The 19,611-nt window shown below is 71.1% G+C and carries 18 protein-coding genes; 10 read left to right on the plus strand and 8 right to left on the minus strand.

What is annotated here, in order from left to right; translation table 11 throughout:
- Positions 1-462: 462 nt before the first annotated feature.
- The 3 genes from ACF1FZ_RS20260 to ACF1FZ_RS20270 form a co-directional block, all read right to left on the minus strand.
- Positions 463-2,898, minus strand: a complete 2,436-nt coding sequence (locus ACF1FZ_RS20260) for a Tex family protein (protein ID WP_391774767.1) — start codon at positions 2,896-2,898, stop codon at positions 463-465.
- 179 nt (positions 2,899-3,077) lie between these two features.
- Complete coding sequence (locus tag ACF1FZ_RS20265; protein ID WP_391774768.1) at positions 3,078-3,209, minus strand: LPFR motif small protein; 132 nt, start codon at positions 3,207-3,209, stop codon at positions 3,078-3,080.
- Positions 3,210-3,277: 68 nt separating this feature from the next.
- Positions 3,278-4,141 (minus strand): hypothetical protein, encoded by an 864-nt coding sequence (locus tag ACF1FZ_RS20270; protein WP_391774769.1) that lies wholly within the window; start codon positions 4,139-4,141, stop codon positions 3,278-3,280.
- Positions 4,142-4,264: 123 nt separating this feature from the next.
- Here ACF1FZ_RS20270 and ACF1FZ_RS20275 point away from each other — a divergent pair, with 123 nt between their 5' ends.
- Together ACF1FZ_RS20275 and ACF1FZ_RS20280 are read left to right on the plus strand one after the other, a co-directional pair.
- On the plus strand, positions 4,265-5,221 hold the full coding sequence (locus tag ACF1FZ_RS20275; protein WP_391774770.1) for a GlxA family transcriptional regulator: 957 nt from the start codon (positions 4,265-4,267) through the stop codon (positions 5,219-5,221).
- Positions 5,222-5,293: 72 nt separating this feature from the next.
- Entirely contained in the window at positions 5,294-5,962 is a 669-nt protein-coding gene (locus ACF1FZ_RS20280; RefSeq protein WP_391774771.1) for a DJ-1/PfpI family protein, read from the plus strand.
- Here the strand turns inward: ACF1FZ_RS20280 and ACF1FZ_RS20285 are convergent.
- Positions 5,916-6,716 carry an enoyl-CoA hydratase/isomerase family protein gene (locus ACF1FZ_RS20285; RefSeq protein ID WP_391774772.1) on the minus strand — a complete coding sequence of 267 codons (801 nt, stop codon included), beginning with the start codon at positions 6,714-6,716 and terminating at the stop codon, positions 5,916-5,918. The genes ACF1FZ_RS20280 and ACF1FZ_RS20285 overlap by 47 nt on opposite strands.
- Positions 6,717-7,033: 317 nt before the next feature.
- Here ACF1FZ_RS20285 and ACF1FZ_RS20290 point away from each other — a divergent pair, with 317 nt between their 5' ends.
- A complete protein-coding gene (locus ACF1FZ_RS20290) occupies positions 7,034-7,489 on the plus strand; it encodes an ATP-binding protein (protein WP_391774773.1) in 456 nt (151 codons plus the stop codon).
- Between the two features lie 23 nt (positions 7,490-7,512).
- Here ACF1FZ_RS20290 and idi read toward each other — a convergent pair whose 3' ends face one another.
- From idi to galE, 4 genes are all read right to left on the minus strand, one after another.
- On the minus strand, positions 7,513-8,106 hold the full coding sequence (gene idi, locus ACF1FZ_RS20295) for an isopentenyl-diphosphate Delta-isomerase (protein WP_391774774.1): 594 nt from the start codon (positions 8,104-8,106) through the stop codon (positions 7,513-7,515).
- 148 nt (positions 8,107-8,254) lie between these two features.
- Positions 8,255-9,508, minus strand: coding sequence for a GNAT family N-acetyltransferase (locus tag ACF1FZ_RS20300; RefSeq protein WP_391774775.1), 1,254 nt, complete (start codon positions 9,506-9,508; stop codon positions 8,255-8,257).
- A gap of 215 nt (positions 9,509-9,723) precedes the next feature.
- Positions 9,724-10,665, minus strand: a complete 942-nt coding sequence (locus ACF1FZ_RS20305; protein ID WP_391774776.1) for a cation diffusion facilitator family transporter — start codon at positions 10,663-10,665, stop codon at positions 9,724-9,726.
- A gap of 174 nt (positions 10,666-10,839) precedes the next feature.
- Positions 10,840-11,826 carry a UDP-glucose 4-epimerase GalE gene (galE, locus tag ACF1FZ_RS20310; protein ID WP_391774777.1) on the minus strand — a complete coding sequence of 329 codons (987 nt, stop codon included), beginning with the start codon at positions 11,824-11,826 and terminating at the stop codon, positions 10,840-10,842.
- Positions 11,827-12,199: 373 nt separating this feature from the next.
- On the opposite strand from galE, the gene ACF1FZ_RS20315 reads away from it, so the two are divergent.
- The 7 genes from ACF1FZ_RS20315 to ACF1FZ_RS20345 all read left to right on the plus strand — a co-directional run bounded on the left by ACF1FZ_RS20315 (position 12,200) and on the right by ACF1FZ_RS20345 (position 19,191).
- Positions 12,200-13,960, plus strand: coding sequence for a DUF5941 domain-containing protein (locus ACF1FZ_RS20315; RefSeq protein WP_391774778.1), 1,761 nt, complete (start codon positions 12,200-12,202; stop codon positions 13,958-13,960).
- Positions 13,957-14,694: a sugar phosphate nucleotidyltransferase gene (locus ACF1FZ_RS20320; RefSeq protein WP_391774779.1), complete on the plus strand. Its 738-nt coding sequence runs from the start codon at positions 13,957-13,959 to the stop codon at positions 14,692-14,694. Before ACF1FZ_RS20315 ends, ACF1FZ_RS20320 begins: the two co-directional genes overlap by 4 nt.
- On the plus strand, positions 14,682-15,743 hold the full coding sequence (locus ACF1FZ_RS20325) for an iron-containing alcohol dehydrogenase family protein (RefSeq protein ID WP_391774780.1): 1,062 nt from the start codon (positions 14,682-14,684) through the stop codon (positions 15,741-15,743). Before ACF1FZ_RS20320 ends, ACF1FZ_RS20325 begins: the two co-directional genes overlap by 13 nt.
- The gene (locus ACF1FZ_RS20330) at positions 15,721-16,500 is read left to right on the plus strand and encodes a CDP-alcohol phosphatidyltransferase family protein (protein ID WP_391774781.1); all 780 of its coding nucleotides are present in this window, start codon (positions 15,721-15,723) and stop codon (positions 16,498-16,500) included. The genes ACF1FZ_RS20325 and ACF1FZ_RS20330 overlap by 23 nt, the downstream gene beginning before the upstream one ends.
- An 8-nt stretch (positions 16,501-16,508) precedes the next feature.
- On the plus strand, positions 16,509-17,381 hold the full coding sequence (locus ACF1FZ_RS20335) for a glycosyltransferase family 2 protein (RefSeq protein WP_391774782.1): 873 nt from the start codon (positions 16,509-16,511) through the stop codon (positions 17,379-17,381).
- Between the two features lie 102 nt (positions 17,382-17,483).
- On the plus strand, positions 17,484-18,413 hold the full coding sequence (locus tag ACF1FZ_RS20340) for an ABC transporter permease (protein ID WP_391774783.1): 930 nt from the start codon (positions 17,484-17,486) through the stop codon (positions 18,411-18,413).
- Positions 18,406-19,191 (plus strand): ABC transporter ATP-binding protein, encoded by a 786-nt coding sequence (locus tag ACF1FZ_RS20345; RefSeq protein WP_391774784.1) that lies wholly within the window; start codon positions 18,406-18,408, stop codon positions 19,189-19,191. The genes ACF1FZ_RS20340 and ACF1FZ_RS20345 overlap by 8 nt, the downstream gene beginning before the upstream one ends.
- Positions 19,192-19,611 lie beyond the last annotated feature (420 nt).

Genomic DNA, 19,611 nt, shown 5'->3' on the forward strand with positions numbered 1-19,611 from the left:
ACGTACCCTTTCCCGCTCCCGGCGCATACAGGAGGCCGCGAGGCCGTGAACGCTCGTGCGTGGCGGTGTGCAACCGGTTGCACAAAAGAGGTGCTCAGGGGGCCGAAGAAGTGCGTACGCCGACGGAGGGGGCGAATCCGGCAGCCGTCGCCAGAGAGGTGGGCGTGGGGCTTCGTGCTGTGGGCGGCATGGCAGTCCTTTCCACCAGGGAGCCGGTGGGAGTGCGAGAGGTGGAGAGACCTCACTCCTCCGGCATGTGGTCCGTGCTGCCGGGAGGCGGTCGGCATGGTGCAACCGGTTGCATCCGGGGCTGGCACTCAGAGTGAGGGCGAGCCCTGGGCATGTCAATGCTTCCGGCAGCACTCGTCCCACGTGACGGCGCCGAGCCGTTTCCGTGGCCCGGCACCGGCGGGAACGACACCGGGCGGACAGGGTGAGCCCCCGTCCGCCCGCACGTCTGCCTCAGCGTTTGCGACCGCCCTGGCTGCCGGAGCCGCCCGCCAGCCCCGCACGCCGCAGCGCGTCGGCCATCGCGCTGTTGGCCGGCGCGGCGGCCGGGCGTGCCGCCCCGCCGCCGTTGCCACCGTCCGCGCGCCGGTCACGGCGCCGGCCGGAAGCCCCCTGGCGGTCGTCCCGGCCCTGCCGCTGCCGGGGCGGCCGCTCACCTCCGCCCTGCGGGTTCCGCTCGCCTTGCTTCGGGCTCTGCCCGCCGCCCCGGCCCGCCGCCTCGTCGTCGAGCCGCAAGGTCAGCGAGACACGCTTGCGCGGGATGTCGACGTCCATGACCTTCACCTTCACGATGTCGCCCGGTTTCACGACATCCCTCGGGTCCTTGACGAACGTCCGCGACATCGCCGACACATGGACGAGACCGTCCTGGTGGACGCCGATGTCCACGAATGCGCCGAACGCGGCCACGTTCGTGACGACGCCCTCCAGCACCATCCCGGGGGCCAGGTCGCCGAGCTTCTCGACGCCTTCCCTGAACGTGGCCGTCCGGAAGGCGGGACGCGGGTCGCGGCCGGGCTTCTCCAGTTCCCTGAGGATGTCGGTGACGGTCGGCAGACCGAACTTCTCGTCCACGAAATCGTCCGGCCGCAACGACCTGAGGGTGGCCGTGTCGCCGATCAGCGAAGCCACGTCACCGCCTGTCCGCTTCGCCATCGTCCGGACCACGGGATACGCCTCCGGGTGCACGCTCGACGCGTCCAGGGGGTCGTCGCCGCCCCGGATCCGGAGGAAGCCGGCGCACTGCTCGTACGCCTTCGGGCCCAGCCGTGCCACGTCCTTGAGCGCGCGCCGGGACCGGAAGGGGCCGTTCGCGTCCCGGTGGGCGACGATGTTCTCGGCCAGTCCCGACCCGATGCCGGACACGCGCGAGAGCAGCGGCGCCGACGCGGTGTTGACGTCGACCCCCACGCCGTTCACACAGTCCTCGACCACCGCGTCCAGGGAGCGTGACAGCTTCACCTCGGACAGGTCGTGCTGGTACTGACCGACGCCGATGGACTTCGGGTCGATCTTCACCAGCTCCGCCAGCGGGTCCTGCAGCCGACGTGCGATCGAGACCGCGCCGCGCAACGACACGTCCATGTCCGGGAGTTCCTGCGAGGCGAAGGCCGACGCCGAGTACACGGAAGCGCCCGCCTCCGAGACCATCACCTTGGTGAGCTTCAACTCAGGGTTTCTGTCGCACAGTTCACCGGCAAGCTTGTCGGTCTCGCGGGAGGCGGTGCCGTTGCCGATCGCGATCAGGTCGACCTGGTGCTCCTTGGCGAGACGCTCCAGCGTGGCCAGCGACCGGTCCCACTCGTTCGCCGGCACATGCGGGTGGATGACATCCGTCGCGACGACCTTGCCGGTCGCGTCCACGACGGCGACCTTCACACCCGTACGGAAACCGGGGTCGAGCCCCAGAGTCGCCCGGGTGCCGGCCGGGGCGGCGAGCAGCAGATCACGCAGGTTCGACGCGAAGACCCGTACGGCCTCGTCCTCCGCCGCCGTACGCAACCGGAGCCGCAGGTCGATCCCGAGGTGCACCAGGATCCGGGTGCGCCAGGCCCAGCGAACCGTGTCGCCCAGCCATGCGTCCCCGGGCCGGCCGCGGTCCGCGACTCCGAACCGGCGGGCGATCAGGTTCTCGTAGGACGAGGGACCCGGCTGCTCCGACGGTTCCTCCGGCTCCAGGACCAGGTCGAGCACGTCTTCTTTCTCGCCCCGGAGCATCGCGAGGACGCGGTGGGAGGGCAGAGCGGTGAACGGCTCGGCGAAGTCGAAGTAGTCGGCGAACTTCGCGCCCGCCTCCTCCTTGCCCTCCCGCACCTTCGCGACGACCCTGCCACGCGCCCACATGCGTTCGCGCAGTTCACCGGTGAGATCGGCGTCCTCCGAGAAGCGCTCGGCGAGGATCGCCCGCGCGCCCTCCAGCGCCGCCGCCGGGCCCGCCGCACCCTTCTCGGCGTCGGCGAACGCGCCGGCGGCGGTGAGGGGGTCGAGGGACGGGTCGCCGAGCAGCCGGTCGGCCAGGGGTTCCAGCCCCGCCTCACGTGCGATCTGCGCCTTCGTCCGGCGCTTCGGCTTGAACGGGAGGTAGATGTCCTCCAGCCGCGCTTTCGTGTCGGCCGCCCGGATCTGCGCCTCCAGGGCGGCGTCGAGCCTGCCCTGTTCACGTACGGACCCGAGGACCGCCGTACGGCGGTCCTCGAGTTCCCGCAGATACCGCAGCCTCTCCTCGAGCGTGCGCAGTTGCGCATCGTCGAGCATCTCGGTCGCTTCCTTGCGGTAGCGCGCGATGAACGGCACGGTCGACCCGCCGTCGAGCAAGTCGACGGCCGCCTGCACCTGACGCTCACGTACGCCGAGCTCCTCGGCGATCCTGCCTTCGATGGACGTCGTCACGGTTTTCCCGACTCGCCTTCTCGTACTGGCTGTGCCACTGGGGTGCTCCACACGGGTGGGCCCCTTCGCCTGCATTGTGCCGGGTTGCCGGGGCCGTGTCGCGTGACCTGGTCGATCACGGCCCCCGCGTCCTCTCGAAGCTGCTCGGGCTCGGACCGCCCTGCAAAGGGCGGACGGTCTTATGCGCGCCGGGTCCTGCCGCTGCGCGATGCACCGCCGAAAAGGCCTGCCACGAGCCGGAAGGGGAGAGTCACCACGGTGGCCACGGCCGAGCCGACGGTACTCAGGGCGTTTGCGATCGCACGGAACACGGTGTGCCTCCTCCGTAGGGTGTGACTACCGCCTGGCCGGTTCCGTCCGGCGTAAACGCGTACGGGGTTCAGCCCTTGCCGACCAGGTCGTCGGGGAAGGCTCCGGCGGAGGCGGCGGTGAAGAGGAATCCGCGGCCCAGTTCGGTGAGCCGGTCCACGCCCGCGGCGCCCAGATGCTCGTACGGTGCGGCGTCCATGCGGTCCGTCGCCTCCTCCAGACCGGCCCTCAGCGCGGTGCCCGCGTCGGTCAGCTCACCCTCCGCGTCCAGTACGCCCCGGCCGCGCAGCCGCTCCACCGCGGCGTCCCAGTCCGTACGCCGCCAGCCTCGGGTGGCGAGGATCCAGCGCGGCGCCATTCCCTTACCGGTGGCGGTGTGGCTGACCAGGGCCTCGAGGGGGTCGAGGCCGACCGTGAGCAGTGCGGCCAGGTGCCCGTCGCCGCGGTGCTCACGCAGCAGTGTCGCCGCGTGCCAGTACGCCAGATGCGGCTGGTCCGGGACATCCAGGTCCGCGTGGGCGGCGTACAGCGGACGGGCGTGGCGGGTGCAGGCCTCGGCGGCCCGCAGGGCCAGCCCGGCCGCCTCCGCCATCTCCGGGGAACCGATGACCTCCTCGCCGAGTACCCGGCGCAGCGTCGAGTCGGCTGCCCGCAGGCGGGCGTCGAGCGCCGCCTGAGGAGTGATGTCCGACCAGACGGCGGGCAGATGGCGGGCCACCAGCTCGTGGTCGAAGTTGTAGAAGGTGGCGGTGACCGTGCCCGCCCCGACGGCACCCAGGGCCGCGCCGCGCGCGGCGAAGTAGACCCGGCTCCCGTCCTCGACGCCGAGTTCCCCGAACTCCCTGCCGAGGTCGGGGGAGAAGTAGACACAGGAGTGCAACGGGTTGAGCGCATTGTGGCAGCGGCGTCCTGCACGCGGCGGAAGAGTACTCATGCCCGCACGTTACCGACTGGTTGGTACGTGGGGTAGACCCGGGTGGACCGTGGGACCCGCATGGCAGGAAAGGTGGGGAACTCGTCATTGCGGCCGTCGGACGGCACGCCCAGGATGGCGGACATGAAGCAGCGATCCGTACTCGTCGTCCTCTTCGACGGCGTCCAGAGCCTCGATGTGAGCGGCCCGGTCGAGGTCTTCGCCGGAGCCTCCTGCTTCCCCGGCATCTCCTACGACCTGCGTACCGCCTCACTCGGCGGAACACCGGTCCGCTGCTCCAGCGGCCTCACACTCGTCCCCGACGTCGCCCTCGCGGACGCCCCGGTGCCCGATCTGCTCCTCGTACCGGGAGGCGTCGGCACGAGGACGCCCGATCCGGAGCTGGTCAGCTGGCTCCGCACACACGCCCCGCGGGCCCGTGACCTGGTCTCGGTGTGCACCGGCGCCCTTCTCCTCGCCGAGGCGGGCCAGCTCGACGGCCACCGGGTGACCACCCACTGGTCCGTGTGCGAGACGCTCGCCCGGACGTACCCGGCGGTGCGCGTGGACCCCGACCCGATCTTCGTACGCGACGGACGCCTGGCGACTTCGGCCGGCGTCACCGCCGGCATCGACCTCGCGCTCGCCCTGGTGGAGGAGGAACACGGGCGGGACGTGGCGCTCACCGTGGCCCGCCACCTCGTCGTCTTCCTGCGGCGCCCCGGCAACCAGGCGCAGTTCAGTGCCCAGCTCACCGCACAGACCGCCGTACGCGAGCCCCTGCGCGAGGTCCAGCACTGGATCACCGGGCATCCGGACGCCGACCTCTCGGTGGAGGCGCTCGCGGCCCGCGCCAGGCTCTCGCCCCGGCACTTCGCCCGCGCGTTCCAGGCCGAGACCGGGCTGCCCCCCGGCCGGTACGTCGAACGCGTACGCATCGAACAGGCACGGCGGCTCCTGGAGGACACGAGCGACGGCATCACCGGCATCTCCCGCGCCAGCGGTTACGGCACCCCGGAAGCGATGCGCCGTGCCTTCGTCAAGGCCCTCGGGACCGCGCCCGCCGAGTACCGGCGCCGCTTCCGCGGCCGGCCCGCCTGACGGGACGGCACCGCCGCAGCACCGCGACAGCGGTCCTGCCCGCACCACGACAGCAGCAGAGGAAGGATCATCATGCAGATCGCCATCGTGCTCTTCGACCGCTTCACCGCGCTCGACGCCGTGGGTCCCTACGAGATGCTCAGCCGGGCTCCCGGTGTCGAGACCGTCTTCGTCGCCGAGCGGCCCGGGGCGGTGCGCAACGACAACGGAGGCCTCTCGCTCGTCGCCGACCGGGCGCTCGCGGACGTGACCGCCCCCGATGTGCTGATCGTGCCGGGGGGCCCGGGGCAGAGCGACCAGATGGAGAACGAGGCGTTGCTCGGCTGGCTGCGGACAGCCGATGCCACCAGTACCTGGACGACCTCGGTGTGCACCGGTTCCCTGCTGCTCGCCGCCGCCGGCCTGCTCACAGGCCGGCGTGCCACCTCGCACTGGCTCGCCCTCGACGTCCTGAAGACCTTCGGGGCCGAGCCGACGGGGGAGCGGGTGGCCCTCGACGGCAAGTACGTGACCGCTGCCGGTGTCTCCTCCGGCATCGACATGGGCCTCACCCTGCTGGGCAGGATCGCGGGTGACGACCACGCCCGGAGCGTCCAGCTGCTGACCGAGTACGATCCCCGGCCGCCCTACGACTGCGGGTCACCGGACAAGGCCCCGGCGGCCATGGTCGAGGGGTGGCGGGCCAGGAGCCGGTTCATCCTGAAGCAGGCGGGGGACCGGCGCTCCCCGTCGTCCAGGTGAAGCGGGGGGCGCGGCGCTCCAGGAAGGCGGCGACCCCCTCGGCCGTGTCGCCGCTGCCGAGCGCCTGCCGCGACCAGTACGCGTCCCGGTCCTCGCGGCCGTCGGCGAACTCCTTCGCCGCGGCCTGGGTCAGCTGTGAACGCGACGCCAGGACCCGCGCGAACGCGCGCACCCGTTCCCCCAGCCCGCCCGGCGGCAGGACCTCGTCCACCAGTCCTGTGCGCAGCGCCCGTTCCGTTCCGATCAGCTCCCCGGAGAACAACAGGAACTTCGTCGCGGCCGGCCCGACGAGCGCGACCAGCCGGCGTGTCGAGGACGAGGGGTAGACGATCCCGAGCTTGGCCGGGGTGACGCCGAAAGAAGCGCCCTCCTCGGCGAAGCGCAGATCGCACGCGGCCGCGAGCTGGCTGCCGCCGCCCACGCAGTATCCACGTACGGCGGCCAGCGTCGGCCGCGGGAAGGCGGCCAAGGCCTCCTCGGCCCGCACGGCGAGCGCCTGCGGCCGCCCGCCCGGGTCCCGGAGGGAGGCGATGTCCGCGCCCGCGCAGAAGGTGTCGCCGGCGCCGGTGAGCACGAGGACGCGTACACCGGCGTCGGCGGCCAGCTCCTCCAGCAGCACGGGCAGCGCCTCCCACATGTCCGAGGTCATGGCGTTGCGCTTGGCGGGGTTGCTGATGACGACAGTGGCGACGCCGTCCGCGACCGCGTGCTCCAGCCGCGGCTCCGTACCCGCCGTCTGCTCCCTGAGGTCCATGCGCCGGATGCTATCCGTACGATCCGGACCATGATCGGGAAGGGGCCACGACGCGGGCGCGCACCGGGAGGAGCCGCCGACGGCCGCGCCGCGGCCGAACGGCACGGGCCGACGGCGGGCCGTCAGCCCGGTGACGGACCGGATGACGCCCGAAGCAGGTGGGAAGTAGTCCAATCACCTGACGCTGTCCTACCTACTCGGTCAAATCATTTCCACAAGGCGCCACTTGTGATCAGAGCTGTGGTCCTGACCACCCTCTTACCGACACTCGTTACCCGATGGTCAGTGGCATGCGAGCCGAGAGCGGGTGGCGGTCTATGGAGAGCCGTGGGAGTGTTCCGGCCCGTCCCGTGTCGTACGAGGGGGTGTGGCGCTTCACCGCCCCCGCCGTCGACGTCTCGGTTCCGCAGGCCCGGCACGCCGTGCGGGACCTCATCGGCCGGCAGGGGGTGCCCATCGAGGACGGCGTCCTCCAGGGTCTGCTGCTGATCGTGTCCGAACTGGTCACCAACGCGGTCCGGCACGCGGCGCTCCTCTCGCCCGAGCTGGCGGTCGAGGTGGCCATCGGGGCGGAACGGATCAGGGTCTCCGTCGAGGACAATCACCCCTACCGTCCGGCCGCGCTGGTCACCGACCACGCGCAGACAGGCGGCCGCGGGCTGCTCCTGGTGCGTGAGATCACCGCCGAGGCGGGCGGCGCCTGCGACGTGGAGCACACCGCGGGCGGCGGCAAGGTCATCTGGGCGGCGCTGCCACTGAAGACGCAGCTCTGACCGCCCCCGGAGGGTGCGCGGCTTCACCAGCCGGCGGAAGACCCCGTCAGCTCCCTGATCGCGGGCCGTGCGGCGTCCAGCACGGTCATGAACCACGCCGAGAACGGCGCTGCGGCATGCCGCTCCGCGAGCTCACCGGCGGTCACGAAGGCCGTCTCGCCGACCTCCTCCCCGTCCGGCCGCAGACGTTCCTGCACCATCCCGACGTAGAGGTGGTTGAACTCCTGCTCCACCAGCCCCGACACCGGATCCGGGTGGTTGTAGCGGACCGTGCCCGCCGCGGCGAGCAGCGAGGGCGAGACTCCCAGCTCCTCGTACGTACGCCGGGCGGCCGCCGCGAACGGAGCCTCTCCCGGGTAGGGATGGCCGCAACAGGTGTTCGACCACACGCCGGGGGAGTGGTACTTGCCGAGTGCGCGGCGCTGCAGCAGCAGCCGTCCCTGCTCGTCGAAGAGGAAGACGGAGAACGCCCGGTGCAGCTGGCCGGGGGCCTGGTGAGCCGCGAGCTTCTCCGCGGTGCCGATGGTGGTGCCGTCCTCGTCGACCAGTTCGAGCATGATCGCGTCTGCTGTGGCGTTCGACGAGCTGTGCGCCGGGGTGGCTGGTGTGGTCGGCATACCCATCCTTCGCTTTGGTCCCCGGCCTCGTGCGCCGGGCCCCTCGAGTGGGGTCAAGTCTGCCGTACAGGAGCCGCTTGTCCGCTCTTCGGGTGCTGGCATGTCCGTCCCGCCACGTCACCGGGGGTGCGGCGGGACGGACACCGCGTCAGACCCCGAAGGCCGCCGGGTAGCGGATCGTGCCCGTCGGCACCGGCACGGAGTCGTCGAGGACCAGTGCCATCATCGCCTCGTCAGGAACCTCGAAGCCCGGCCTGATCCCGAATCGCGATGCCGGCACGAAACCGAAGGCCGGGTAGTACTCCGGGTGCCCGAGCACCAGAACGAGCGGCTCCCCGCGCAGCCGCGCGGCGTCCAGCGCCGACCGGACCACCGCCCGCCCGGCCCCCCGGCGCTGGTGACCCGGCGCGGTCGACACCGGGGCCAGCGCGAGCGCCGGGGCGTCCCCGACCAGACACCGGGTCAGCAGGGCGTGGGCCGCCACGGAACCGTCCGGAGCCTCGGCCACGTACGAAAGGCCGGGCAGCCACGCCTCCGGGTCGGTGCGCAGGGCGTCGACCAGATCGGCTTCGTCCCGGGTCGGGAAGGCCGCCGTGACGACGCCGTGCACCGCGTCGCGGTCGGCGGACGTCTCGGGGCGCGTGCGCCAGCGCGGATCGGAGGGACGCAGCACATAGCCGGCGTAGCCGTACTCCGCGCCATGACGACGGCGCACCTCGAGCTCCTCACGGACGGCCGCGAGCACCTCGGCCGTCCCCGGAGCCGGGGGATCCGCCGCGGCGGCCCGTTCGGCCAGCGGGACGTAGTACTCGTCCCAGTCGCTGTCGGGCTGCACCAGCACCCCGAGCACATGGCACCCCGACTCCACGGCAGCCGCGGTGTTGCCCGCGACGGGACGCAGCGAGGCGTGCCGGTCCCAGAAGGCGCGCGCACCGGCCGACGGGGAGCCGGTGGTCCAGACGCACTCGGTGATCACCATCGAGCCGCCGGGGACGAGCAACCGCCGCCAGTCCCGCAGCGCGGTGTCGAACCCGACGGAGTAAGCGGAACCCTCGGCCCAGACCAGGTCGTAGGAGCCGTCGGCGAAGCCGGGCCCTGCGAGGTCGGCCATGTCCGCCCTGACGGTACGGATCCGGTCACCGAGCCCGCGGGCCTCGGCGGCCTCGGTGAGCTCGTCGAGGAACGGCTGGTGCAGATCGACCGCCGTCACCTCGGCGCCCGCCTCGGCGGCGAGCAGCAGGGCGGCCCTGCCCGGGCCACAGCCCAGGTCCAGGACGCGCGGGCGGCCCGGCTGCGGGCCCGCCATGGCGAGCAGCCGGCGTGTGGTGGCATCGGAACCGGGGCCCTGCCGGGGCAGCCGGTGGTGCAGCGCGAAGAAAGCGTCGTACGTGTGGTCGGTCAAGGCGGGAACCTTTGGGTGAGAGGGCCCTGGCCGACGCGGCGCGTGGAGTGCCGAGCGGTCAGCCGGTGACCCGGAAGACGGGGAAGGACCGATTGCCGCACCGGGCAGCCGTCGTCGTGGCAGTCCTCGGCCTCAGCTCCTTCTCTCTCCACCGGGCTCCGGGCTCGGAGACGCGACGCAGACCTCGGCACCGGCCGCGGCGGCCGTCCGGCGGGTCAGTGGCAGAGCCGCGCCTCGTGCTCCGCGTGCCCGCTGGGCTCCAGCTGGAAAGTGCAGTGCTCGACGTCGAAGTGGTCGCCGAGGCAGCCCTGCAGATCGTGCAGGAGCTTCTCGTGCCCGATCGAGTCCAGCATCTCCTGGTGCACGACCACGTGGGCGGAGAGGACGGGCATGCCCGAGGTGATCGTCCAGGCGTGCAGGTCATGGACCTCCAGGACGCCGGGCAGAGCCGTGATGTGGGCGCGTACCTCCGCCATGTCGACCCCCTTGGGCGCCGACTCCAGCAGCACGTCGAGCGTCTCCCGCAGGAGTTTCACCGTGCGGGGGACGATCATGAGGCCGATCAGCAACGAGGCGACGGGGTCGGCGGCCTGCCAGCCGGTGGCCATGATGATGCCCGCGGACACGAGCACCGTCACCGAACCGAGTGTGTCCGCGACGACCTCGAGATAGGCGCCCCGCACATTGAGGCTGTCCCGCTGTCCGCGCATGAGCAGGGACAGGGAGACCACGTTGGCCACCAGGCCCACGGCGGCGAACGCTATGGCCACCCCGCCCCTGGTCTCCGCGGGGGTGACGAAGCGGTCCACGGCCTCGAAGACCAGATAACCGCCGACGCCGAGGAGCAGCAGGCAGTTGGCCAGGGCGGCGAGGATCTCGGCGCGGGCGTAACCGAAGGTGCGGTTGGGGCCCGCGGGCCTGTTGGCGAAGTGGACGGCCAGCAGGGCCATGCCCAGCCCCAGCGCGTCGGTCGCCATATGGGCGGCGTCCGCGATCAGGGCGAGCGAGTCCGCGAGGAGCCCGCCGATGATTTCCATGACCATGACACCAAGGGTGATGCCCAGGGCGACCCGGAGCCGGCCCTGGTACGCGGCGGCGGCCGTGCCCGTCGGGGGAGGCCCTCCGTGCGTGTGCCCGTGATCGTGGCCAGCCCCCATGCGAACGCCTCCGTACACCCGTCGTGTCCCTCGGACAGCTCGGACGCGCCTCGCCCGATGCGGCCAGTGAACTACGGGGGAGGGGTAGGGGGCAACACGGCACTGAACACCGTTGTCATATGCCCTGACCTGCGGAAACGGCCGCAGGTCAGGGCGTCACCGGGGTGTGGTTCCTCACCGCGGGGTGCGGGCTTCCGGCTGGTGCAGGCACCAGCCCTCCCAGGCCGACTCCACCATCTCGCGCATCCCGCGGTGTGCCGTCCAGCCCAGCACCTCGGCCATCCGGGCAGCCGACGCGACCGCCCTGGCCGCGTCACCCGGCCTGCGCGGCTCGACCACGGGTTCCGTGCGCAGACCGGTGACCTCACCCACCAGCTCGGCGAGCCGGCGCACCGACACACCCTCGCCCCGGCCGATGTTCACCGTGAGGTCCCCGCCGTCCGGGCTCTCGTCCAGATGCCTGGCAACGGCGAGGTGCGCCTCCGCCAGGTCGGCGACGTGGATGTAGTCGCGCACACAGGTGCCGTCCGGGGTCGGGTAGTCGTCACCGAAGATCTGCGGCGCCTCTCCGCGCGTCAGCCGGTCGAAGAACATCGGTACGACGTTGAAGACACCCGTGTCGGCCAGCTCGGGCGCGGCGGACCCGGCCACGTTGAAGTACCGCAGGCAGGCCGTGGAGATGCCGTGGGCCCGTCCCGTCGCGCGCACCAGCCATTCTCCGGCGAGCTTGGTCTCGCCGTACGGGTTGATCGGCACGCACGGCGTCTTCTCGGTGATGAGGTCCACGTCGGGAACGCCGTAGACCGCCGCCGAGGAGGAGAAGAGGAAGTGCCGCACACCGGCCGCGACCACGGCCTCCAGCAGCACGGCGAGACCGGTCACGTTCTCCCGGTAGTAGAGCAGCGGCTTCTCGAGGGACTCGCCGACCTGCTTCTTCGCCGCGAGGTGCACCACACCCGTGACGGCGTGCTCCTGCAGCACCCGGTCGAGCACCTCGCGGTCCGAGGCCGACCCCCGCACCAGCGTGACGTCCGCCGGCAGCCTCGCCTCGACGCCCGTCGAGACGTCGTCGAGGACGACGACCCGTTCCCCGGCTCCCGTCATGGCATTCGCCACATGTGCCCCGATGTAACCGGCCCCGCCTGTGATCAACCACGTCATGCACGTCAGCTTAGACCGGCCGGGAAACGGGGAGGGCGGCGAAGGAGGTCCACGACGCCACCCCCGTTTCCCGGCCGGTCCCGTGCGCTGCTCCGGGCGCGGTTTGTGGGTCGAGGCGTTGATCGACGATGATGATCGCGAACGGCGCCGCATGATGGCCGATTCGCCCGAACGGAGCACAAACGGGCGATGAACTCGGTCTTCCGTTCATCCGATAGCCTCAGCCGACGTGCCGCCGGCCCACCTCCGGGCCGCATGTCGTGCCGTTCCCGTCAGCTCCAAGGAGTGAGTTCGTCTGTCGACCGCCATCCTCACCGGTGCGCCGGTACCCGGATCGTCGCTCGAGGACGATCTGCGGTCACTCGGCTTCGACGTGACCGCCGCCGCCGACGCCGCCGAGGCCGCCGCGCTGCTCGCCGCAGTCCCCGCGAGCAGGCGCGTCGCGCTCGTGGATCCCCGTTTCGTCGGCCACGTCCACGCCCTCAGGCTCGGACTCACCGACCCCCGCTTCGCCGCCGCGTCGATCCCGGGAGCGCTCACCGCGCAGCCCGAGGCCCGCCCCGCGCTGCTTCGCGCCCTGCAACGGGCCGTGGCCGCCGTCGGTGCCGGGAGCCCCGTCGCGCCTCCCGGGACCGCATCCGACGCCGAGGACCGCACGGTGCCCGGCCGGCTGGCCGTGGCCCTGCACGCGGAGGGCACCGCGGTGCAGCGCCCCGAGCTCGGCTCGCTCACCGCCGCGGTGCCCACCGGCCCCGGGGAGCGGACCGCGGCACGGGCCGCCGTGACCGCTGTCGACGACGAGGCCGTACGGCTGCGCGGTGCGGTCAAGGCTCACGACGGCTTCTTCACCACCTTCTTCATCAGCCCGTACTCCCGCTACATCGCCCGCTGGTGCGCCCGCCGGGGCCTCACCCCGAACCAGGTCACCACCGCCTCGCTGATCACCGCGCTGATCGCGGCCGGCAGCGCGGCGACCGGTACCCGCGGCGGCTATGTCGCGGCCGGAGTGCTCCTGCTCCTCTCCTTCGTCCTGGACTGCACCGACGGGCAGCTCGCCCGCTATTCGCTGCAGTACTCGACGATGGGTGCCTGGCTGGACGCCACCTTCGACCGGGCCAAGGAGTACGCGTACTACGCGGGCCTCGCCCTCGGCGCCGCCCGCGGCGGCGGTAGTGACGATGTATGGGTCCTCGCGCTCGGCGCGATGGTCCTCCAGGCATGCCGGCACGTCGTCGACTTCTCGTTCAACGAGGCCAACCACGACGCGGTGTCCAACACGAGCCCCACCGCCGCGCTCTCGGACAGGCTGGACAGCGTCGGATGGACGGTGTGGCTGCGCCGGATGATAGTCCTGCCCATCGGTGAACGCTGGGCCATGATCGCCGTGCTCACCGCTGTCACCACGCCCCGCATCGTCTTCTACGCCCTGCTCATCGGCTGCGCCCTGGCGGCCTGCTACACCACGGCGGGCCGGCTGCTGCGCTCACTGACCCGCAAGGCACAGCGCACCGACCGTGCCGCCCGCGCACTGGCGGACCTCGCCGACTCGGGCCCGCTCGCGCAGGGCGTCGCCGCCGTGCTCAGGCGACCGGGCGGCGGCTTCACGGCCCCGTTCCTGGCTCTCGCCGGAGCCCTGGTCATGGTCGCCGCGGCGCTGTTCGCCCCCTACGGCGGCTGGCTGACCGTGGGCGCCGCAGCGGTCTACGCGGCCGTCTCCGGTCTCGCCGTCTCGCGGCCGCTCAAGGGAGCGCTCGACTGGCTCGTCCCGCCGGTCTTCCGGGCCGCCGAATACTGCACGCTCCTGGTGCTGGCCGCCCGCAGCGACGTCCCGCACGCCGTCCCCGCGGCATTCGGCCTCGTTTCGGCCGTCGCCTACCATCACTACGACACGGTGTACCGCATCCGGGGCGGCACCGGAGCGCCGCCCCAGTGGCTGGTGCGCACCATCGGCGGGCACGAGGGCCGCACCCTGGTCGTGGCCGTCCTCGCCGCCGTACTGATCCAGGGATCCGGTTTCACCACGGCCCTCACCGCGCTCGCGGCCGCCGTGGCTCTGGTGGTGCTCGTGGAGTCCATCCGTTTCTGGGTGTCCTCCTCGGCCCCCGCCGTACACGACGAAGGAGAACTCGCATGATCGGCCTCGTACTGGCTGCCGGTGCCGGACGCCGTCTGCGTCCGTACACGGACACGCTGCCCAAGGCCCTGGTGCCGGTGGACGGTGAGAAGACGGTCCTGGACCTGACTCTGGCCAACTTCGCGGAGGTCGGACTCACCGAGGTCGCGGTCGTCGTCGGCTACCGCAAGGAAGCGGTCTACGCACGCAAGGCCGAGTTCGAGGCGAAGTACGGCGTGACGCTGACGCTCGTCGACAACGACAAGGCCGAGGAGTGGAACAACGCCTACTCCCTCTGGTGCGCGCGTGAGATCCTGAAGAAGGGCGTCATCCTCGCCAACGGCGACACCGTGCACCCGGTCTCCGTCGAGAAGACCCTCCTGGACGCGCGCGGCGGGGGCCGGAAGATCATCCTCGCCCTCGACACGGTGAAGACCCTCGCCGACGAGGAGATGAAGGTCATCACCGAGGACGGCAAGGGTGTCCGGCGCATCACCAAGCTGATGGACCCGGCCACCGCGACCGGCGAGTACATCGGTGTCACGCTGATCGAGCCCGAGGCGGCCGAGGAGCTCGCCGACGCCCTGAAGGCCACCTTCGAGCGCGACCCCGACCTCTACTACGAGGACGGCTACCAGGAGCTCGTGAACCGCGGGTTCACGGTCGACGTCGCGCCCATCGGCGAGGTGACCTGGGTCGAGATCGACAACCACGACGACCTCGCCAGGGGCAGGGAGATCGCGTGCCGGTACTGACCCGCCTCATCCCGTCCCCGGTCGTCGTCGACATCCGGCGCGGCGCGATGGACGATCTGGCCGGTCTCCTCGCCGACCAGCGGATCTCCGCCTCGGGCAAGCTCGCCATCGCGATCAGCGAGGGTTCCGGGCGCGCCCTGCGCGAGAGGCTCGCTCCGGTGCTGCCGGGGGCCGACTGGTACCCGGTCACCGACGGCACGATCGACTCCGCGGTGCGGCTCGCCGACGGCATCAAGGGCAACCGCTACGACGCCGTGGTCGGCCTCGGCGGCGGCAAGATCATCGACGTGGCGAAGTACGCCGCGGCGCGCGTGGGCATGCCCATGGTCGCCGTCGCCACGAACCTGTCCCACGACGGGCTCTGCTCCCCGGTCGCGACCCTGGACAACGACAACGGACGGGGCTCCTACGGGGTCCCGACCCCGATCGCCGTGGTCATCGATCTCGACGTGATCCGTGAGGCGCCCGCGCGCTATGTGCGCTCGGGTGTCGGGGACGCGGTCTCCAACATCTCGTGCGTCGCGGACTGGGAACTCGCCCACGAGGTACACGGCGACGAGATCGACGGACTCGCGGCCGCCATGGCCAGGCAGGCCGGTGAGGCCGTGCTGCGTCACCCCGGCGGGGTCGGCGACGACGCCTTCCTCAAGGTGCTGGCAGAAGGGCTCGTGCTGACGGGCATCTCGATGTCGGTCGCCGGCGACTCCCGGCCCGCCTCGGGCGCCTGTCACGAGATCAACCACGCCTTCGACCTGCTGTACCCGAAGCGCGCGGCCAGCCACGGCGAGCAGGTCGGCCTCGGCGCCTGCTTCGCCATGTACCTGCGGGGCGCCCACGAGGAGTCCGTCCAGATGGCGTCCGTCCTGCGGCGCCACGCACTGCCGGTGCTGCCCGGCGAGATCGGTTTCACCACCGACGAATTCGTGCGGGCCGTCGACTACGCCCCGCAGACGCGCCCGGGACGCTTCACGATCCTGGAACACCTCAACCTGTCCACCGACCAGATCAGGGACGCGTACGCCGACTATGCAAAAGCCATCCATAGCTGAACTCCGTCCGGTCGTGCACCCGCCGGGTGTGAAGGACCGGCGCAGTGGCGAGCACTGGGCGGGTCGGCTCTACATGCGCGAGGTCTCGCTGCGCATCACCCGGCACCTGGTGGCCACCAAGGTCACGCCCAACCAGCTGACCTACGTGATGACCGTCGCGGGTGTGCTCGCGGCTCCCGCCCTGCTGGTCCCGGGCATCCCGGGCGCCCTGCTCGGTGTGCTCGCGGTCCAGCTCTACCTGCTGTTCGACTGTGTCGACGGCGAGGTGGCCCGGTGGAAGAAGCAGTTCTCGCTGGGTGGGGTCTACCTGGACCGGGTGGCCGCCTACCTGTGCGACGCGGCCGTGCTGGTCGGCTTCGGCCTGCGTGCCGCGGACCTGTGGGGCCCCGGACGCATCGACTGGCTGTGGGCCTTCCTGGGCACACTCGCCGCGCTGGGCGCCATCCTGATCAAGGCCGAGACCGACCTCGTCGGTGTCGCGCGCCACCAGGGCGGGCTGCCGCCCGTCAAGGAGTCCGCGTCCGAGCCGCGCTCCTCAGGCATGGCACTGGCCCGCCGGGCGGCCGGTGCGCTCAAGTTCCACCGGCTCATCCTCGGCATCGAGGCGTCGCTGGTCATCCTGGTGGTGGCCGTACTCGACACGGTCAGGGACGATCTCTTCTTCAGCCGTCTCGCGGTCGCTGTCATGGCCGGCATCGCCCTTCTCCAGACCGTCCTGCACCTGGTGTCGATCCTGGCGTCCAGCAGGCTCAAGTGAGCTCTCCCATGAAACTCGGCGCGGTCATCATCACCATGGGCAACCGCCCCGACGAACTGCGTGCCCTCCTCGACTCGGTCGCCGGGCAGGAAGGCGACCGGATCGAGGTGGTCGTCGTCGGCAACGGCGCACCGGTCCCCGACGTCCCCCCGGGCGTACGGACCGTCGAGCTGCCCGAGAACCTGGGCATCCCGGGCGGCCGCAACGTAGGTATCGAGGCGTTCGGCCCGTCCGGAGCCGATGTGGACGTCCTGCTCTTCCTCGACGACGACGGGTACCTGCCGAACACCGATACCGCCGAGCTGTGCCGGCAGGCCTTCGAGGCGGATCCGAAGCTCGGCATCATCACCTTCCGCATCGCGGACCCGGACACCGGCGTCACCCAGCGACGGCACGTGCCCCGGCTGCGCGCCTCCGACCCGATGCGCTCCTCCCGCGTCACCACGTTCCTCGGCGGCGCGAACGCCGTGCGCAGCCAGGTGATCGCCGAGGCCGGCCCGCTCCCCGGTGAGTTCTTCTACGCACACGAGGAGACCGACCTCGCCTGGCGGGCCCTGGACGCCGGCTGGATGATCGACTACCGCGCCGACATGGTGCTGAACCACCCCACCACCGCCCCCTCGCGGCACGCGGTCTACCACCGTATGGTGGCCCGCAACCGGGTCTGGCTCGCCCGCCGGAACCTGCCCGCCCCGCTGGTCCCCCTCTACGTCGGGGTCTGGCTGCTCCTCACTCTGGTCCGCAGGCCCTCCCCGCCCGCGCTCAAAGCGTGGTTCGGAGGCTTCCGGGAGGGCTGGACGAAGCCCTGCGGCCCCCGGCGCCCCATCCGGTGGCGTACGGTATGGCGGCTGACCAGACTGGGACGGCCACCGGTGATCTGAGAGGCTCTCCTCTGAGACCATGGGCCGTATCCATTCCGCACGGGGAACCTGTCCGCCTCGGCCGCGCCCGGCTGCGCATTGTGAAGACGAGAGTTCTTAACTGTGAGTGACACAACCCACGACGGCGGGATTGCGCTGAGCAGCCCGCCGTCCGCCGACGAGGGACTGAGCGCGTCCCAGCTGGCCGACAAGTACGGCTTGACGGTGAGCGGCGCCCGGCCAGGGCTGTTCGCGTACATCCGGCAGCTCTGGGGCCGGCGGCACTTCATCCTGGCGTTCTCGAGGGCGAAGCTGACGGCGCAGTACAGCCAGGCCAAGCTCGGCCAGCTGTGGCAGGTGGCCACACCGCTGCTGAACGCCCTCGTCTACTTCCTGATCTTCGGCCTGATCCTCGGCACCAACAGGGGGATGAGCCAGGAGGTCTTCATCCCGTTCCTGGTGACCGGAGTCTTCGTCTTCACGTTCACCCAGAGCTCGGTCATGGCAGGGGTACGGTCCATCGCCGGCAACCTCGGCCTGGTCCGGGCCCTGCACTTCCCCCGGGCCTCGCTGCCCGTCTCCTTCTCGCTCCAGCAGCTCCAGCAGCTCCTGTACTCCTTGATCGTGCTCTTCGCCGTGGCGATCGGCTTCGGCAGCTATCCCAGGCTTTCCTGGCTGCTGATCGTTCCGGCGCTGGCCCTGCAGTTCGTGTTCAACACCGGTCTGGCGCTGGTCATGGCCCGGCTGGGCAGCAAGACCCCCGACCTCGCCCAGCTGATGCCGTTCATCATGCGTACCTGGATGTACGGCTCGGGTGTCATGTTCTCCATCCCCGTGATGCTGGAGGACAAGCCGCAGTGGATCGCCGACGTGCTGCAGTACAACCCGGCGGCCGTCTACATGGACCTGGTCCGCTTCGCACTGATCGACGGTTACGGCTCCGAGAACCTGCCGCAGCACGTCTGGGCCGTCGGGCTCGCCTGGGCGCTCGTGGTCGGCGTCGTGGGCTTCGTGTACTTCTGGAAGGCAGAGGAACGGTACGGCCGTGGCTGAGGAATCGTCCCAGGGACACATCCCGACCGTGATCGCGGACGACGTACACATCGTGTACCGGGTCAACGGCACCGGCGGCGGGAAGGGCAGCGCCACCGCGGCGCTGAGCCGGATCATGCGCCGCGGCAAGAGCGAACCGCGTGGTGTGCGCAAGGTGCACGCGGTGCGGGGCGTGTCCTTCACCGCCTACCGGGGCCAGGCCATCGGGCTCATCGGCACCAACGGCTCGGGCAAGTCCACGCTGCTCAGGGCCATCGCCGGCCTGCTGCCGACCGAACACGGCAAGGTGTACACGGACGGCCAGCCGTCGCTGCTCGGTGTCAACGCGGCTCTGATGAGCGACCTGACCGGTGAGCGCAACGTCGTGCTCGGCGGTCTCGCGATGGGCATGAGCCGTGAGGAGATCCGTGCACGGTACCAGGGCATCGTGGACTTCTCCGGGATCAACGAGAAGGGCGACTTCATCACGCTGCCGATGCGTACGTACTCCTCGGGCATGGCGGCCCGGCTCCGCTTCTCGATCGCGGCGGCCAAGAACCATGACGTCCTCATGATCGACGAGGCGCTGGCCACCGGCGACCGCAAGTTCCGGGTCCGCTCGGAGGAGCGGATCCGCGAGCTGCGCAAGGAGGCGGGCACCGTCTTCCTGGTCAGCCACAACAACAAGACGATCAGGGACACCTGCGACCGGGTGCTGTGGCTGGAGAAGGGCGAACTCCTGATGGACGGCCCCACCGAAGAGGTACTGAAGGCCTACGAGCGGGAGACCGGTAAGTAACCCTCGTGCGTGTGGCCCCCGCCGGAGCACGAAGGCGGGGGCCCTCGCGGTGCGCGGACCCGTCGCGGAACGGGTGTGGGAGGGCAGCGGCAGCCCGGGGTCTCCTCCCGGCGGATGACGTCAACTGCCCTCACTTCGGGAAAGGTTGGCGGAGTCCGGTGCGGTGGCCGCAGCGGTGCCGCACCCCGGCGCGGCCCTGTGAGCTGTACAACGTAAGCTGTAACGGTGCTGATTCGCAGCAAACTGGGGTGATACGCCCCCGGCACATCGCCCGTTGTACGCAGTCGCACTCGGCCGGACGAGCGGCGTGTCCGAAAAGGGATGTTTTGGGTCAGCAGTGTAGAACGGGAGATATGACGGCAATGATGGAAAATCTCCAGCTCCGACGTGGTTTCGCCGTCCCCGCGTCGGGCGGTACGC

This window comes from Streptomyces sp. NPDC014623 (assembly GCF_043088245.1).
In the GTDB taxonomy this organism is placed as follows: Bacteria; Actinomycetota; Actinomycetes; order Streptomycetales; family Streptomycetaceae; genus Streptomyces.

Bases quoted from the DNA above. Each gene is read 5' to 3' on its own strand.
- idi (WP_391774774.1), bottom strand. From the start codon at position 8,106: ATGCCGACCACACCAGCCACCCCGGCGCACAGCTCGTCGAACGCCACA.
- ACF1FZ_RS20275 (WP_391774770.1), top strand. From the start codon at position 4,265: ATGAAGCAGCGATCCGTACTCGTCGTCCTCTTCGACGGCGTCCAGAGC.
- ACF1FZ_RS20330 (WP_391774781.1), top strand. From the start codon at position 15,721: ATGCAAAAGCCATCCATAGCTGAACTCCGTCCGGTCGTGCACCCGCCG.
- ACF1FZ_RS20290 (WP_391774773.1), top strand. From the start codon at position 7,034: ATGGAGAGCCGTGGGAGTGTTCCGGCCCGTCCCGTGTCGTACGAGGGG.
- ACF1FZ_RS20280 (WP_391774771.1), top strand. From the start codon at position 5,294: ATGCAGATCGCCATCGTGCTCTTCGACCGCTTCACCGCGCTCGACGCC.
- ACF1FZ_RS20320 (WP_391774779.1), top strand. From the start codon at position 13,957: ATGATCGGCCTCGTACTGGCTGCCGGTGCCGGACGCCGTCTGCGTCCG.
- galE (WP_391774777.1), bottom strand. From the start codon at position 11,826: ATGACGTGGTTGATCACAGGCGGGGCCGGTTACATCGGGGCACATGTG.
- ACF1FZ_RS20305 (WP_391774776.1), bottom strand. From the start codon at position 10,665: ATGGGGGCTGGCCACGATCACGGGCACACGCACGGAGGGCCTCCCCCG.
- ACF1FZ_RS20270 (WP_391774769.1), bottom strand. From the start codon at position 4,141: ATGAGTACTCTTCCGCCGCGTGCAGGACGCCGCTGCCACAATGCGCTC.
- ACF1FZ_RS20335 (WP_391774782.1), top strand. From the start codon at position 16,509: ATGAAACTCGGCGCGGTCATCATCACCATGGGCAACCGCCCCGACGAA.
- ACF1FZ_RS20285 (WP_391774772.1), bottom strand. From the start codon at position 6,716: ATGGACCTCAGGGAGCAGACGGCGGGTACGGAGCCGCGGCTGGAGCAC.